At 34.3% G+C, this 16,915-nt stretch carries 16 protein-coding genes; 15 read left to right on the forward strand and 1 reads right to left on the reverse strand.

From position 1 onward, the window contains the following. Nucleotides 1-130 precede the first annotated feature (130 nt). The 3 genes from FC72_RS05065 to FC72_RS05075 are packed head-to-tail and all read left to right on the forward strand — an operon-like array spanning nt 131 to nt 1,404. Nucleotides 131-580 (forward strand): hypothetical protein, encoded by a 450-nt coding sequence (locus FC72_RS05065; protein ID WP_057765436.1) that lies wholly within the window; start codon nt 131-133, stop codon nt 578-580. A gap of 26 nt (nt 581-606) precedes the next feature. Beyond that, complete coding sequence (locus FC72_RS05070; protein ID WP_057765438.1) at nt 607-930, forward strand: hypothetical protein; 324 nt, start codon at nt 607-609, stop codon at nt 928-930. Nucleotides 931-969: 39 nt separating this feature from the next. After that, the gene (locus FC72_RS05075; RefSeq protein WP_057765441.1) at nt 970-1,404 is read left to right on the forward strand and encodes a protein-export chaperone SecB; all 435 of its coding nucleotides are present in this window, start codon (nt 970-972) and stop codon (nt 1,402-1,404) included. A 115-nt stretch (nt 1,405-1,519) separates the two neighbouring features. Here the strand turns inward: FC72_RS05075 and FC72_RS05080 are convergent, their stop codons facing one another. Then, the gene (locus FC72_RS05080) at nt 1,520-2,077 is read right to left on the reverse strand and encodes a TetR/AcrR family transcriptional regulator C-terminal domain-containing protein (RefSeq protein ID WP_057765443.1); all 558 of its coding nucleotides are present in this window, start codon (nt 2,075-2,077) and stop codon (nt 1,520-1,522) included. A gap of 148 nt (nt 2,078-2,225) precedes the next feature. Here FC72_RS05080 and FC72_RS05085 point away from each other — a divergent pair, with 148 nt between their 5' ends. From FC72_RS05085 to FC72_RS05140, 12 genes are all read left to right on the forward strand, one after another. After that, nucleotides 2,226-3,224: an NAD(P)H-dependent flavin oxidoreductase gene (locus tag FC72_RS05085; protein ID WP_057765445.1), complete on the forward strand. Its 999-nt coding sequence runs from the start codon at nt 2,226-2,228 to the stop codon at nt 3,222-3,224. A gap of 295 nt (nt 3,225-3,519) precedes the next feature. Further along, a complete protein-coding gene (locus FC72_RS05090) occupies nt 3,520-4,992 on the forward strand; it encodes a hypothetical protein (RefSeq protein ID WP_057765447.1) in 1,473 nt (490 codons plus the stop codon). A 111-nt stretch (nt 4,993-5,103) separates the two neighbouring features. Further along, nucleotides 5,104-7,113: an SLAP domain-containing protein gene (locus FC72_RS05095; protein WP_057765449.1), complete on the forward strand. Its 2,010-nt coding sequence runs from the start codon at nt 5,104-5,106 to the stop codon at nt 7,111-7,113. Nucleotides 7,114-7,204: 91 nt separating this feature from the next. Further along, nucleotides 7,205-8,305: an SLAP domain-containing protein gene (locus tag FC72_RS05100; RefSeq protein ID WP_057765451.1), complete on the forward strand. Its 1,101-nt coding sequence runs from the start codon at nt 7,205-7,207 to the stop codon at nt 8,303-8,305. Nucleotides 8,306-8,611: 306 nt separating this feature from the next. Further along, nucleotides 8,612-8,854: a hypothetical protein gene (locus FC72_RS05105; RefSeq protein ID WP_057765453.1), complete on the forward strand. Its 243-nt coding sequence runs from the start codon at nt 8,612-8,614 to the stop codon at nt 8,852-8,854. A gap of 255 nt (nt 8,855-9,109) precedes the next feature. Further along, complete coding sequence (locus FC72_RS05110) at nt 9,110-10,912, forward strand: glycoside hydrolase family 73 protein (RefSeq protein WP_057765455.1); 1,803 nt, start codon at nt 9,110-9,112, stop codon at nt 10,910-10,912. Nucleotides 10,913-10,991: 79 nt separating this feature from the next. Beyond that, nucleotides 10,992-11,762: a hypothetical protein gene (locus tag FC72_RS05115; protein WP_057765457.1), complete on the forward strand. Its 771-nt coding sequence runs from the start codon at nt 10,992-10,994 to the stop codon at nt 11,760-11,762. A 162-nt stretch (nt 11,763-11,924) separates the two neighbouring features. Further along, the gene (locus tag FC72_RS05120) at nt 11,925-12,401 is read left to right on the forward strand and encodes a sigma-70 RNA polymerase sigma factor region 4 domain-containing protein (RefSeq protein WP_057765459.1); all 477 of its coding nucleotides are present in this window, start codon (nt 11,925-11,927) and stop codon (nt 12,399-12,401) included. 101 nt (nt 12,402-12,502) lie between these two features. Next, complete coding sequence (locus tag FC72_RS05125) at nt 12,503-13,477, forward strand: peptidoglycan recognition protein family protein (RefSeq protein ID WP_057765461.1); 975 nt, start codon at nt 12,503-12,505, stop codon at nt 13,475-13,477. 101 nt (nt 13,478-13,578) lie between these two features. After that, nucleotides 13,579-14,994 carry a hypothetical protein gene (locus tag FC72_RS05130; protein WP_057765463.1) on the forward strand — a complete coding sequence of 472 codons (1,416 nt, stop codon included), beginning with the start codon at nt 13,579-13,581 and terminating at the stop codon, nt 14,992-14,994. A gap of 15 nt (nt 14,995-15,009) precedes the next feature. After that, nucleotides 15,010-15,807, forward strand: a complete 798-nt coding sequence (locus FC72_RS05135; RefSeq protein WP_057765465.1) for a YdcF family protein — start codon at nt 15,010-15,012, stop codon at nt 15,805-15,807. Between the two features lie 10 nt (nt 15,808-15,817). Then, nucleotides 15,818-16,876, forward strand: a complete 1,059-nt coding sequence (locus tag FC72_RS05140; protein ID WP_057765467.1) for an AI-2E family transporter — start codon at nt 15,818-15,820, stop codon at nt 16,874-16,876. Nucleotides 16,877-16,915: the final 39 nt, after the last annotated feature.

A 16,915-nucleotide genomic window follows, 5' to 3' on the forward strand; every position in this document is an offset into this window, starting at 1 on the left:
GCCGAAAACCTACATTTCTTTCTGCCGAAAACCTACATTTTTAAACTGCCCTTGACAGACAACTTTATCTAATGCTAAAAGTATTTTAAAAGATAGACATTTTACATATAAAAGGCGTGTTAATCATTGGTTGGGTAATGGGGCTTACTTTTTCATAGAAGATAGAGATGCTGCAAAATGGTGGTCCAGTTGTATAAAGGATCAAGGGAAAAAAGCAGTACTGTCTGTTGATATACAAATTGATGAGTCAGATTTGTTGGATTTAGATAGTATGGGTGGGTCTAAGGAATTTATGGATTTTTATAATGACTTAAAGGACGCTCCCTTTCAATTTAAGTTTACTGAAGAGGAACAAGACTTTATTCATAAACACCCTAAAGAAAAGAATCATGTCATATGGTCTAAAATATTAGAATTATACATGCAATTAAATCCTTATAGGGCGTGTTGTAGAACTTTTGAAGTTAATGTAAATAAGTTTAAAATAGAAGAAATCGGATTTTATGCTCAAGAAAGGCAATTAAATATTAAAGATCAACAACTTATAGATTTTGACAGAATCGAGTTGATGAATGTATAGTATAATTATCAATGGAGGTGGGACTTATGTACACCAAAGAACAAATATTAAAAGCAGCTGAGGAAATAGGATTAGCTGTTGAATTGGCTCCAGAAGGTACTAAAGCAGCATTTGTTTCGCCAGATGGTACTATTTATAGTAAGTTAGAAGATAATCCTGTGGAGGACTTCCTACCAGATATTAATTTAAATTATCGTTCATTCGGAGAAATTGAGTTTAATGATTATAGTGAATATTCTGATAATTTGGAATTTTCCAATGAATTTAATAATGGATCTATTAATAAAAATATAAAGAAGGAGAAGCAAAAAGATGCTTCTCTTTTTTGTTGTATTTTTATGCTATTATAAAGTCATAATTCAATTAGATTACTATTTGGGGAAATAATTATGACGAAGAGTACAGAACCAATAATGAAGTTAAACGGATATTCTATAAAAGATTTAGAATACACAAAAGAAAAGAATAGATTGGAAAAGTATGATTCCGGTTTTCAGTATTCTCCATCAGTTGGTGTCGACTTTAAAGAGAACAAATCTATAGTTACGCTTAAAATTTCTTTAAAAGACGGAAGTAGTAGATTTGGTGTCAAACTTGTTATACAAGGACAATTTGATATTAGTGAATCGCTATCTAAAAGTGGTGAGGATGCAATTGCTGAAGCTATGTTTGTTAATGGTACGGCAATATTGTTTCCTTATGCTCGTAGTGTGATTTCTATGATTACTGGTCTGGATTCTAGTAGTACCGTTTTATTGCCAACAATTAACACAACAGAATTATGGGAAAACTATAGCGATAAATCAAAAAATAATGGCAAGTAGTAAATCTAAGCAAGTTGCTTTAACCAATAACGCCCGACATTTCACTGGTGAAAAAATAACCATCCTATCGCAAGTAGGATGGTTATTTATATGTTGGGTATAACACAGTTTCTCATTATTTTTGAGTAGAAAAAATTTCCTTTTCTTTTTCAGATAAATTATCCATTAATATTTTAGAAATTTCTTCTGGTGTTTCCTTGCAACCATTTATTACCCAACACTTGGTTGCTTGTGTTAAACCGGCCACATTGAACTCTGCTAAATATATTAATTTAGTATCCAATTTTTTTATATTTAGTTTAGTTTTATATTGATCAGTTGTATATTCCATAGCACTTTTTCGGTAGTAATCGGTGAATGAATTTTGTCCTTCGTACTCGAATATTTTTTTGAAAAAGTTCTTATTGTTATATATCATAGTTGATGTGTCTATCGATAATTGTCTGAAGTTGTTATCAATTTTGTATTTTTCTTGAATGTCCTTATTAAATGTTTCAAATATCCAGTTTACTAAATCGAACTTATCTTTGAAGTGGCGATAAAATGTTGCTCTTGATACATTTGATTTGGAAGTAATATCTTGAATTGAAATATCTTTTAAATCAATATTTTCAGAAAGTAATTCCTGTAAAGAATTTGAGAGGGATTCGTCGATCAGGTTATTTACGCTCATTTGAATTTCTCCTATTTAAATAAAATGTGTGACATAAAGGATAATTTGTCTATTAGTGAGACACGTTAACTATATTGTAACTTAAAATATTAATACGAATATCTTATTGTCATAGGTGGAAAGAGATTTTGAATCGAGGTAAATGACTATGGGAAATAGGATCACTGAAATTTTAAATATTGAAAAGCCAATTATTCAAGGACCATTATTATGGTTAACTGACGCCAAACTAGTGGCAGCTGTAAGTAACGCTGGTGGTATGGGTATGTTAGGTTTTAATGCCGGACAAACAGCCGTTACAAAATCAATCGATGAAACTATCGAAAGAATGCGTCAAGAAATTGAAAAAACAAAGAAATTAACAGATAAACCATTTGGAATCAATTTTGGACCAACTGGAACTGATAATGATCCTTTCTCAGAACCAATGTTGAAGCTCATCATCGAAGAAAAGATTCCTGCCGTTACATACGTAGGACCGATTGTACCTGAGCTATTTAAGAAATTAAAAGATAACAATATCAAAATCATTTATCGCTACATTACCCCAACTATCGAGAATGCTAAAGAGGCTGAAAAAAATGGTGCTGATATTATAGTTGCTACTGGATTTGATGAAGGTGGTACTGTGCCTGAAAGAGTTATCGGAACTTTCTCAATCGTTCCTATGATTGTAGATGCAGTGGATCATACGCCTGTAATGGCAGCAGGTGGAATTACTGATGAACGTACCGCTAAGGCTGCGTTTGCACTAGGTGCCGAAGGTGTTTATGTTGGAACGGCATTTTTAGCTAGTGAAGAATCAAGAATGGCAGATAATATCAAACGACAAATGCCAGATATAAATGCTGAAGATGTGTTGATGTATCGTTCTGTGCCTGCATATTATCGTTCTATTCCAGGAGAGCTTCCAAACAAATTGGTTGAGATGGATAAAGCAGGAAAGAGTAATGAGGATATATTTAATGCATCTAATAGATATGAGGGCATGCGTTTAGGAATGCTAGAGGGTGACTTAAGTAAAGGATACGCTTCATTTGGACTCGGTATTTCTAATATTCATGCCATAGAATCTGTTAAAACTATTGTCGATAGGCTTAATGAAGGTATTGAAGAAGCTGAAAGATCAGATAAAGAGTTAATTTAAATTTTTTATTTACAAATATTAGAGTTTAAAAATTAGTTAAGGATATTAAAAAATCACCATCCTATCGCAAGTAGGATGGTGATTTATGTTCTGTAAATCATGCAGTATGTGTTTACGTGGTAATTATAACACAAATTTTCTCATTATTTTTTCACACTTATCTATCTTGTTTAAGAAATCCTTTAGTATCGAATACTTCGTTGATTAGAAAATTTATGACAAATATAATGTAATTAGTGGAAGTAGGCCTACCCTAAATTTCCCACAAATCTTTTACATCTCGAGGGGGATAAACATGAAAAAAAATATTAAATATGCTGGAATCACAGCTGCTACATTGCTAGCTGTTGCTCCAGTAGCTGCACCTGTTGTTAGTTCAGTTACAACAGTGCAAGCTGATACAACATATGCTACAGCTACAGATGCTGGTAAGTATAATGACCAATTCAAGAAATCTGACACATATACACCAGCACAAGCTAAGAATTTCACAGCTGCTGATTATAATGCTGATGGAACAAAAGCCTTGGCATCTTCATTTGGAGCTAGTGAATTCTTGGAAAATGCATTCTTTGGTCAATTTTTAGATAATGATTCATTGACGACAAAAATCGATAATAACAATGGAAAAATCGTTGCCATTTCAGCAACACAAAATGGTAGTTCTAATACACCATTAAGTTTTTCAGATGCTCAAAGCATTTTGAATAATAAAGATGGTAAGGGTGTTACATTCTCAATCACTCTTAAATATAATACAGATGCATCAAATACCGCTGACGAAACTATCGTTATCAATTTAACACCTGCTAAAGAAGAAGCTGCTAAAACTGTTAGTGCATTAAATGCTAAATTCACTACACCTTATAAGGTTGCATATAACTCAAGTACAACAGATGCTAAGTTGCAAAAATCAACTGATTTATCTTTGACAGATCAAGATGGTAACAACTTGTTGACAGATTCTGCTGAAGTTACAAGTTACAAATTAGGTGACTTCTACGGTTCATATGCTTCAGCTTTGAATAATGGTACAACTGTTTCAGTTGGTTCAACTTTCACAACTAAAGATGGTTCAGCTGCTACATATTATCAACCAATTACAGTTACAGTTGCAGACAATTCATTGCTAGCAACATACTTAACAAGCAACTCAAATAGCTCAACATATACTATTAATGGTTCTTCAAAGACAGAAACAGATAATGGTAAAGTTAGTGGTAAGACAATTACTTTTGTACGTACAGTAACAGTTGGTTCAAAAGATGATTCAGCTTGGACGGTTAAAGATGCTGACGGTATCGTTACTGCTAAATCAGACAAGCAATTCTACACACTACACAACGATAACGACGAACTAGTTTCAAACCGTGCTATTTCAAAGAACTCACCATGGAGAACAGATAAGGTTCGTACAAATGCTGCTGGTGAAAAACAATACCGTGTTTCAACACACGAATGGATTCCTGAATCAGATGTAACTTTCAACGGTACAGAATCAGGTAATGACTCAGGTTCAAATACTGATCCAGAAGGTGCATTGACTGTTACAAAACTTGACAAGAACAAGATTGTTAACGTTTCAACATCAGGAATGGTTTACTTCTTGTACAACTCAAAGGGTGTTAAATCAGATACACGTGCCCTTGGTGGTGGTACTGCATGGCAAGTAGATAAGATTGCTAAAGATGCTGCTGGCAATACTTACTACGGTGTTTCAACAGATGAATTTGTTAAAGCTGGCGAAGGCGTAGTTTTAGCTAACTAATTTCAACTTTAGAAGATAATCGATATTTGATTATCTTCTTTTTTTATACCCGAAACAAGTTATAATGAGGTTGTACATACTAATATAATGATTTTTGCAGGGAGAAAAGTTATGAAGAAAACAATTAAATATGCAGGGATTGCGGCTGCTACTTTATTAGCTATTTCACCAGTGGCAACGCAAGTATTGACAGAATCAGGAACGGTAGTGAAAGCTGCGACAACAGCAACACCGAGTGATGATGATATAAAAATTATGGATGATTTAAGGGAATCATTTAATGATACTGCTTATAGTGATACGGCTGAATTTCCTAATATATTAGGTGATAACCTTGGCTTTGATTCTTCATTTATTATGATGAATGGAAATAATGCAACTCAATTTATAGATAGTAAGTTTTTTAAAAGCTTGAAAGATACGAAAACGATTCAAATGAGTGACAACACTCTAAGTCCTATTTCAATTTTGAACCAAGTTGTGGATAGCAAAGGAAATGCGTTAAATATTTCGGATGACAATGCCCAATCTATTAATTCACCTAATTTTGCTAATGCGTTAGATCTTGTTAAGAATGTTAGTGATAATGGTGGAACTCTAAAACTTAGGGCCACAATTATGTACAATAATAAAGCATATGGTGATCCTATTGATTACTCGTTGACTAATAGTGATATGATTTCTACTTCATCAGAAGACGCAGAAAGTGTTGCTAATACTTTTCAGCAAAATTTAAAAAGCAATGTTGCTCTAAACGATCGTGATTACCAAAATAATGGAAGTAATTTGTTATCTTTAGATATGGGACCTTCAAATGCCTACAATTTAGGATTTTACTATCCAGGTCAAAAAGTATTTTATAGTCAAAATATGGATGAACTATTTAAAACATCTGTAATAAGTAAGGCTTTATCGGATATTTCTACATCTGTTCAAGATGCTTTAAAAAAAGAACATATAAATGTTGTTGTAAAAGCTACAAATGCTGATGGAACCCCTGTAACATCTAAGGCAGGCTTAGATAATATAGGTGACAATAAAGAGTCATTTAAACTAGCTTTCAGTTTCCAATATCCTGATGGAAAAGGTAATATTCAAACAATAGACAATAATGCAGAAACTTCTTTCGAACATGCAAAGGTTCCAAGTAGTGTTGATGGAACTTATGATAATAAGCCTATTCATGTAAAGGACGGTTCCAAGGTTAGTGATGTTGATTTTGGAAGCCTAACTCTAAAAGCTGGAGATGATAGTTATGCTTCTGAGGCAAAAGCCTCTGGCAATTTATATTTGACTGAAGCTGATGCCTGGAATTCCTTAACTGATAATCCTCCTCAACCAGAAACTATTGATACTTTTGATGCAAGTAAAAAAGCAGAGTATTATCAAGTTGTTAGTGCACCTGTTCCCGGGGATCTCTCTGATTTTATGGGAAAATGGTTGGATGATAGTAATTGGTCAGATGGAAACTCAGTTAATTACAAATTATTAATTAATGGTCAAGAGATTCCCATAAATATGGATAGTAATCAAATGTGGGTTATTCCAGATGCTCCCATTAAAGTTTGGGCTAGTAACAACGCTATTTACTACATCCGTGAAATCAACGTAGATAAATCAGACAGTAATTCTAATAACAACAATAATTCAAACAATTCAGGAAACATCCAATCCATTTCTGGTGTAGCAACTACACACAACGACAACGGTTTCTACTTCTTATATAACGATAATAATGAAAAAGTTGATAATCGTGCGTTAGGTAAGAACTCATCATGGAAAGTTGATGAAGTTAGAACTGTAAATGGTGTTAAGCAATATCGAGTATCAACACATGAATGGGTAAACGCGTCAGATGTGGATTTTGATGAAAATGGTGAAATTACTGAAGGGATGTCTGTTCAAAAATTAGATACTCCAAAACAAATAAACTTAGGGACTAAACACAGTCGTTATGGATTACATAATTCAAAACTCAAATTATCTACAACACGTGCTTTGGCAGGTGGGACAAGTTGGATAGTTGATAAAGTCGGAACTGATTCTAATGGTGATACTTACTATGGAGTTTCAACCGATGAATTTGTTAAAGCCGGCGATGGTGTAACACTCGTTAAATAGTAAAAGATTTGCCTATTAGGCAAATCTTTTTTTATTAGAGTTATACTAAAAAGTGTATTCATGTAGGTATAAAAAAAGAGGGTATTTAAACATGAAAAAATCAATTAAATATGCAGGGATAGCTTCAGCATTGATGATTACAGTTTCACCAATCACTGTGCCAATGATTCATATTGTTAAAGCTGAAAGCGTTGCTACTGATCCAGCTACAGCTAAGGAAATAAATATTAAAGTAGGGACTACGGATTATATCGATCCGGGGACTCCGATACTAGGAGTGGTCAATAGTAGTAATGAAGTGGTAAAGGTAAATTATTCTATCACTGATGAAAATGATAATTCGTTAGGTTCCTTTACCCGTGAAGAATATGATTCTGATTTATTTACTAGTGAAGAAGACGCTAAAAATCTTACAAATCCAGTAGATTTTGGTGATTACGATGGGGAATTTAAAGAAGGAGATATTTATTATCAAAGAGTTGGCCTCCTCTTTGGGTCATCTAGTCCTATTAATACGGCTTTATTAAAATGGAATCCACAAGATACTAAGCTAACCTTGAATGGTACGATATTGAGTGATTTTAGTAAAGCCAAATCTGTTGATAGTTTCATTTCGTTTTCTAATGAAGGATTAAATTATGTCCGTAAATTAGTAGTAGGTACAAAACCATCAACAAATCCCGGAGGCAACACGGGTACTAACACCGGAACAAATACAAATAATAACAGACCAGTGGTAGTTGCTAAAAAGGGAATAGTAACAACACATATTGATAAGAGTAGTTACGATTTATATAATGAAGACAATAAAAAAGTTGATAATCGTGCTTTATTAGCCAACTCATCGTGGAAGATGGACGGCGAAAGAACTGTTGATGGTATTAAACAATATCGAGTATCAACACACGAATGGGTCAATGCTTCTGATGTTGATTTCATTGAAGACGGAAAAGTGACTGAGGGCATGACAGTTACTAAATTGGATAAACCTAAAGCAATTCTTTTAGCAACAACACATAATACTTATAGCTTAAGAAATTCTAACAATGAAGTACTAACTAACAGAGCCTTGTCTGGTGGAACAAGTTGGATGGTAGACAAAATTGGAACTGATATGCATGGTGGAGTTTACTATGGGGTTTCAAATGACGAGTTTGTGAAAGCACAAGACGGAGTAGACGCAAGTCTATAGTGTTGTTATTTAAGATAGAGATAAACTTAGCCGGAGGAAGCAAAAATTTAGGCAGCTGTGAATGTGGCGTTAGCACTTTAGTGCTTACACCACAGGACGAATTTTGAAATTCGCGTACTTTGCGAAGTTCAAAATCGAGATTGGAGTCCGTGACTCCAATCGGTGGTCCCACAGCAGCCTAGATTTTTGCTTCCGTAGGCGGCAATATATAAAATATTTAAATAAATAGCAGGTTCATACAAGTGAGCCTGTTTTTTTTCGCATTTAGGGTATAATTAGGATAAAGCTTAAAAAGGTGGTAATACAATGCTAGAAAACGTAAACGGTATTGTTAAGGTAAACCAAGATGACCGCTACGTGGTCTTCCTATTCGATACATATGAAATGGATCGTAAAATGTTACAAGATAAGTTTGTCAAAGGACAAACAGCATGGTATACAGATGCCCGCGGAATCGGTGATGATGGCAAGGCCTTCTATCGTATTGCTAAAGATGGCGAATGGATAGAAGCGGATTATGTTGACTATATCGATCGTAATGAAGAATAAAATAATACCCTTAAGATAAACAAATTTGTAGTGGATTTGTGCGTCTTAAGGGTTTTTATATTTAAGATAAAAATTTGAAATTAAACAATTAATTGTGCAAAAATATATGAATTTGAAATTTGTTTCAGTTATATTAAATTTTTTGCTCAAATGTTTAGAATTTATTACGGTTTACTTGATGTTATTGAACAGAAAACCGTTACATAGTAGTCTGATATTAGACGAGAAATTTTTTTAAAACAGGGGAAATTAGACATGAACAAAAAATGGGTAGCATCAACTGCGCTAGCTAGTGTTCTGGCTGCAGTTGGTATTTCATCAAATACGTCCCACGTAAGAGCGGCCGTTTCAGCTGATGATAAAAGCAATGATAATGATGCAGCAGAAAAAATAGGTTCAAATGGCAAGGACAATAGTGTAGCTAGTGTTATGGATGAGCAAGGAGCACCAGTTTCCGACTCGACTGATACTCCAGCTGAAGGGTCAGATGCGTCTGACGTTAAAGCAGCTAAAAGTAGTTTGTTAAGGGCACAAACTGCGGCTTTGACACAAGCTACTACTACTGCCGGTGCAACTGTTGCACAACAACAGTCATTTTTGGCAATGGCTGTTCCGATGGCTCAAAAAGTTTCAGCAAAATATGGTGTTTATACATCAATTATGTTAGCTCAAGCTATCCTCGAAAGTGGCTGGGGAGTATCTGACCTAGCTACTGAAGGAAATAATTTATTTGGTATCAAAGGTGATTACAATGGTGCCTATATTACGATAAAAACTGCAGAATGGGATGCTTCCCAAGGTTGGTATTATATTTATGCTAATTTCTGTAAGTATCCTAGTTACTATGAATCATTTGCGGACAACGGTAATAAGCTTCGTAATGGTGTTTCATGGGATCATAAATATTACAGTGGTGCATGGAAAGAAAATGCTGCGACATATAAAGACGCAACTGCGGCTTTACAGGGGAAATATGCCACAGCACCAACTTATGCTGCAACACTGAATAAAATGATTGAAACTTATAATTTAAGCAAATATGATGAAGATTCTGAAACTAACAGTGGTTCAGAAGACAATAATAGTGGATCTGAAGATAACAACAATAATAATGGCGGTGCAACTCAACAAGTAAATGGTACACAAACAAAGATCGATGATGTTGCGACTGTAACTAAGAAAGGTGCCGCACCACTTTATACTGATGCCTATCCTGACCAACAAGTAAGCACTCGTGCTTTAGGTGAAGGAACTCCTTGGAGAGTGATTTCTAAAGTTGTTACTCCAGAAGGTGAAACTTACTACCAAGTTTCAACACATGAGTTTGTTAAAGCTTCAGATGTTAAATTGAAGTCAGACGAAACTACAGCAACTCAACCTCCAGTTTCTATCAGTGATACTGCAACTATTTCTAATACAAATGGTGCCAAGGTCTATTCGTCAGGCAACTCTAATTCAGTAACTGATCGTACTTTGCCTTACAAATCCTCATGGGTCACAACAGCCTATGTTCTTGGTGATGATGGAGCAAAGTATTATTTAGTAGGAACTGATTCTTATGTTAAAGACTCAGATATTCAACTAGCTTCAGAAACTAATACTGATGATTCAGATCAAGATGTCGTGATCGATTATCCTGATGTGGTTCACGTAATTGCCACACCAAGTGCTAGATTGTATAACTCAAAGCACCAAGTAAGTACAAACAGAGCTTTAGCTGCTAATACTGACTGGAAAGTTGATAAGAAATCAACTCATACAGATGGCTCGATCTGGTATCGTGTTTCATCTGACGAATGGGTCAGTGCAAATGATGTACAAGCAACAGGCTCAAATTATGTAACATCTGTAAATGGTACGGTCAAGATCAATTACATTCCGGGATATGGTGTAAATGTATACAATAGTCCGGCTAAAAATCATAAATTTACAGGTAAACGATTGGCAGACGGGACAACTTGGAAAGTAAATTCTAAACAGATTGTTGATGGAACTACTTGGTATCAAGTTGTCGGTGGCTGGGTCGATGGAAAATATTGTATTTATACTGCTGTTTAAGACGCCTAAGGCGTCTTTTTTTTGTGGGAGCGTTTTTACGCATTTGAACCACGAAAAATATAAAATGGAGCTGTAAAGCATGCATAATATTTACCAGTTTTCTAACCAAGTGATCAGTAAGGAATGGTTATTGGATCAAGGATTGAGGCTCTTATATATTGATGATAATTTTATAGTTGATAATGATATTGTGGCATTGTTTGATATCAAAGATCAGGGATTGGCTTACGGAAATTCATTGGTAGTTCATGACACAAAAGGAGTCTTCATTGTTGAAAGAACAACTAAGCAGTTAATGAATGAATTTCACCAAAGCAATCGTGTTGGTTTTATGGTCTCCAGAATTTTATCTAGTTATTTTAAGTTCAAACATTTTTTACCATTAGTTCATGGCAATGTCGGTTATATGCCACTAACTGGTGGAAGTCGTAGTAATGCTGACTGGATCGGTTTACATTATGTGGCTGGTTTTAGTCAGGTTGATCAAATTGCTAAATTTGAATCTACACAAGGATTCAATATTGAATTTGATTTTCCCAAAGGAAACCTTAGTACAAGAGTTCATGACGTAAGTGTCATGGCAGAATATTTTGTTTCTTCAGCTCAGATTTATTTAAGGTCGATGAATTTAAAAGTCACTGTCGCAAATAGTGGAAGTATCCTAACTGCATTTTCTACGTGTATTTGTCCTAGTCACCAAAAAATTCCACAAAAATATCAAGAAGTAGAACAGGGAGTTGACCATTTAGTCGATTCGATTTTCTTGAAAATGTGTCGTGGCGAGTTGGGATACCGAGAAACAGTTATTATTTACAAACAAAAAATAAGTAAAACTAAACGCAATTACTAAAAGAGACGTCCTAATTGGGCGTCTTTTTGTTTTGAAGGTTTTATTCACTATTGTCGGATACGTTTTTATATTGAGGAATAGCAACTAATATTACATAAAAATTATCGTTATTATTAGTTCATTCACAGGCCTGTGAGTAAAAAACTTAGGAGCTTACTCACAATGAATGAACAAGGATTTATTTCAGCAATTGAAAACGAACGTCTGATTCACGGAGTTTTAAAAAGAGTTCATATTTATCCAACTAGATTTGATTATGAAGATTATTTTCAAGAGGCAGTCATTCTTTATGCTTTAGGATTTGAGAAAGCGCAAAATCAAAATAATCCTCAAGTTTATCTATATCAGCACTTAGTTTGGAAGCTAACTGATTTATTGAGAAAGGAGAAACAGTACAAGGAAGTACATTCTCTGGAAGAATTTGATTTTAGAAAAATTGAAGAAAAAGAAATACTCAACTTAATACAAGATGTGGATTTACAGAAATTTGCTAAAATGGAAATTATTTTATTGCAGGAACATTTCATAAATCAAGAATCTTTAGTAACATTGGCGAAGCGTTATGACTGTTCCACACGTAACCTTAGACACTGGCGCAGTAAGCTTCGTAGCAAATTGCAAATGATGGTAGCGTCATAAAGTTTACTATCTGATTACAGCTTTATTACTTTTGTCAATTTTACAGAAAATGTTGTTATAATTAGTGGTTAAGAAATTTAACGGTGGGAAGGATAATTTATGTGGTATCAAAAAAGAGATTAATGGCTACTCTAGCAACGTCTGTTGCACTAGCCGGTGCGGGATATGTAACGGTGAACCAAGTGGTTCCCCAAGTATCAATTCAACAAACAGCAAAAGCTTCAGCAATTAACGATTATATAGCAGCTAATAATATTAAACCTGTTTCAATTCAAAATGAAGAAGGAACATTTGATCAATGGTTCGGTTATTCTAACGGTGTTGGTAAGCCTATCGGTGTTGTTGTCCATGAGACAGCTACTCCAGGTGCATCAGCACGTAATGAGGTAACTTACTTCAATCGCGAGTGGAGAAATGCTCAGACTTATGTTCATGCTTTCGTTGACGCAAACGAGATCATCAATATTCACAACACTGATTATGGTGTTTGGGGTGCTGGACATACTGCCAATAACAATTATGTTCAAGTAGAGCTTTGTGAAGTTAACACAACTGATCAATTTGCTAGATCAGTAGCAAATGACGCATATTACATTGCTTCTAAGTTGATTCAATACAACTTACCATTTACACCTGGTAAGACAGTTGTATCACATGATGATATTTCTAAGATGTACGGTGAAACAAACCATAATGATCCTATTGGTTACTTCAATAACTGGGGCTACAGTATGTCACAGTTGTACGAATTGATTGGTCAATACTACAATAATTTGAAGAACAACGGTACTACAGATGGTAACGGTTCAACAAATGGTGGCGACGACGCTAACAATAATACTGGTGACAAAGATGTTATCGGTGTAACACAAGTTAATAATCCAGATGGTTCTTATGTTCCTATCTACATGTTCAATGAAGATACTGGACTACCTGAAAAACAAACTGTTCGTGCTCTAGCTAATAACACACCTTGGGCCGTAGCTGAAACAAAGACATTTAACGGTCACGTATACTATCGTGTATCAGTTAAAGAATGGGTAATGGATACATACTCACAATATTCAGCATTCTAATTTGAATAGCTTTAAAAGAATCCCGTTAGGGATTTTTTTTATACTTTCATTAGGGTACCGCGTTGTATAATGTCTTTATATATATGAAAGGTTTTTAAGATATGTGGAAAAAACTTTTATCAATTTTGGCTGTGTTAGCTTTTTTTATCGTAATTTTAGGATGTAGCAAAAAAGACAATGCAGTAGTGACTGCTACGAACCATACTTGGTATCTATATCAAGATCAAGGCGAGGATAATGTTGTTTCAGTGAAGTTTACTGATAAAAGAGCAATTGTTAATGACATGTCATCGATCGGTGATAAAGTCGGTATTCAGCGATTAAATGTACATAATAAGAGACCTACTTTTACATTGGATAATAATGGTAAGACGATCACTGTTAATAGTGCCAATAAATTAGCTTTTACTCTTGGTAAAAAGTACAAAGAAAATGTCTATGGGCGCCATATGCAAGGTTATTATGTAACTTATAAGGGTGATACATACAAATTTGCTTACATTACTAAGACCGATAAGAAATCTAAGGCCGTTCAGGAAAATAAGAGTCGATCACAAAAAATTAGTTATGAGCAGATGAAGAATCATATTGTAAATATTGATTATGGTGCTGAAGCTCCAAAAAACACTAATTTTATTGGAAAGTATAATTTCAAAACAATTATTAATTATCGTCGAACTGACGGTAATTTAACCGTTAATAATGATGGAACTTACCAAATGACATTGACTGAACATGCTGCGCAGGCTTTAAATGATAAAGTCGATAATCCTACTATCATGACGACGCTAGTTACTTCGAGCCAAATTAAAAGTTTATATGGAAAGTATTATTTGGTACCCAAGAATTTATTGACGATCGAATATTACTTCCACGGTCAAAATCAGGACCATCTTTTGCCTAAGAGTGTCAATTTGAAGGTTGATTCAAAATCTACAGGGAATCAAATTGACTTAGCTCGAACAAGGATCGAAGAAGATTCCAATCAGTTGTATCTATTTTCCAGTGATTATACCGTTAGACAACAAGAAGGCCAGTCTAATAGTAAAGGGAATCTTTTGACCAAATCTAATTCTAATCAGACTGAATTAAAGGACGCCATTACTCAAACTAATAATTATTATCTATCTTATTTGGCGAACCCTGTCCAGTCTAACGCTGATTTTATGCAATTGGTTGCTGCAATTTCTGACAACAATAAGCAAAAAGTCGGTGATGTAGAAGTTGATTTTGGTGGTAAATATAGTACTAATCAAAACGTCAGTGATTACAAAGGGGTTGATGTAGATGGAAATAGTCAACCTGATATGCAATATGTTTTCTTAGTGACCGCTGCACAAAATGGGGATAATAGTCCGACTGTTGCAACAAGTAAAGGGAAATTCTTAGTTTATGGGATGCTTAATAATAAACTGTATCTTTTGAGACAACCTGATAAAGATTCTACTACGGTCACTTGGACCTTAGTAAAAGATGTCTCATTAAAGGTTCCAGCTTTGAAGTTTACTGTAAATTAATCTTTGGAGGGATTTATGCTCTATTTTTTGGGAATAGTTAGTATTGCAATTATAGAGTTTTTCTTAGTTAAGGATTCAAGACTGATATTTAGTCGTTGGCCTTGGCTATTTATGAGTTTAACAGGAATTTTTTTGATAATACTGGGAAGTGTACCAGAATGGAGTATGGTACCTATCTTTAGTAGTGTTGTTGGAATGCTATTTTTTATTAATTTAGTTTTTTTCATTGTAATGAGTGTTTATATAATTGAGGTATGGCTTTTTAAAGATTCTACTATTAAGGATGTAGATTATATTGTTGTTTTGGGAACGAGAATTATGAGTAGTAGAATTCCGCCCAATCTTAAAAGTAGGTTAGATAAAGCTATTGAAACGTATCGACGATTAAAGTGTCGTCCTAAAATTTTAGTAAGTGGTGGGTATAGTTCTGCTAGTCCTGAGTCAGAAGCTTCTATGATGCAGGAATATTTGATAAAAAATGGGATTGATCCATCCTATATATTGACTGAGGATAGATCTTTGAATACGATGCAAAATTTGGAATTCTCATCAGTTGAGATTAGAGCAGATTGGAAGAATAATTATTTTCCACATGTTTTGATCGTGACTAGTGAGTATCATGTACCTCGGGTAAACCGGTATTCTAAAGATTTAAATCTACGTCCACACTTCGTTTCTGCTAAAACTTTACAACTTTTCAAATATCCGGCCATGTTTAGAGAATTCACGGCAATTGTCTGGTATCATAGGTACACTCTTGTAACGACATTTGTAATGATGTTTGTTATTCTAGTTAGTACATTAGTAAGTTAGGGAGATTTTTATGTTTTCATATGATAAGTTCGTTGCCAATTTAAGGCTGAGACGAGTAACTCTACTACTTGTGGTCATTTTAGTATTTTATCTTTTCCGCAGTATGATGAGTTTATTTCTTCTGACCTTTACTTTTACATTTTTGTCCGTTCAGTTTGTCAGGTTTGTGCAAAAAAAGATCAATGTTAAGCCAGTTTGGATCATTGTGCCGGTGTATTTGTTGATAATAGCCATGCTGGTGTTCGCAGTAACTAATTATGTTCCACAATTAGTTAGCCAAACTGTCAAGATGTTCTCATCTTTACAGACTTTTTATCAGAGTAAGGAGATGCGTTCTAATCCTTACTTGCAAGTAGTTTATGATTATCTACAACAGATCAACTTGGATAATCAAATTAAGGTTGCAGTAACACAATTAGTCAACTACATTACTAGTGTAGGTGCAGTTGGATTGAATATTCTTTTGTCATTCCTATTGAGTTTCTTCTATACTAGTCAAGTAGAGCAGATGAATGAATTTGGACGTCAGTTTTTAGATAGTAAATATGGTTGGTTATTCGACGACCTTCGTTACTATGGACAAAAATTCGTTAATACATTTGGAGTTGTTATTGAAGCTCAATTGATGATTGCCATCGTTAATACAACTTTGACTACTATTACGTTGGTCATTATGGGGATGCCAGGAGTAATTGCATTGGCAGTTATGGTATTTATCTTGTCACTTATTCCAGTTGCCGGAGTGATTATTTCCTTGATACCACTTAGTTTTGTAGCGTACTCAGTTGGTGGTATTAAATATGTTCTTTATATAATCATTATGATTATTGTTATTCATATGATCGAAACATACTTCTTAAATCCACAGTTCATGTCTAGCATGACGCATCTGCCAATTTTCTTTACGTTTGTTGTCTTATTAGTTTCTGAAGAATTGATCGGTACATGGGGATTGATCATTGGTATTCCAATTTTCGTCTTCTTCCTAGATATTTTGGGAGTACATTCAATTGGCGGAAATAAAAAAAGAAGTAAAATTAGACTAAAAAAATATCGTAAAACTAAATAGAATTTATTGTTTGGCGTATATTATAATTAGGTTATTGAG

The organism is Companilactobacillus tucceti DSM 20183, assembly GCF_001434665.1.
GTDB classification, from domain to species: domain Bacteria; phylum Bacillota; class Bacilli; order Lactobacillales; family Lactobacillaceae; genus Companilactobacillus; species Companilactobacillus tucceti.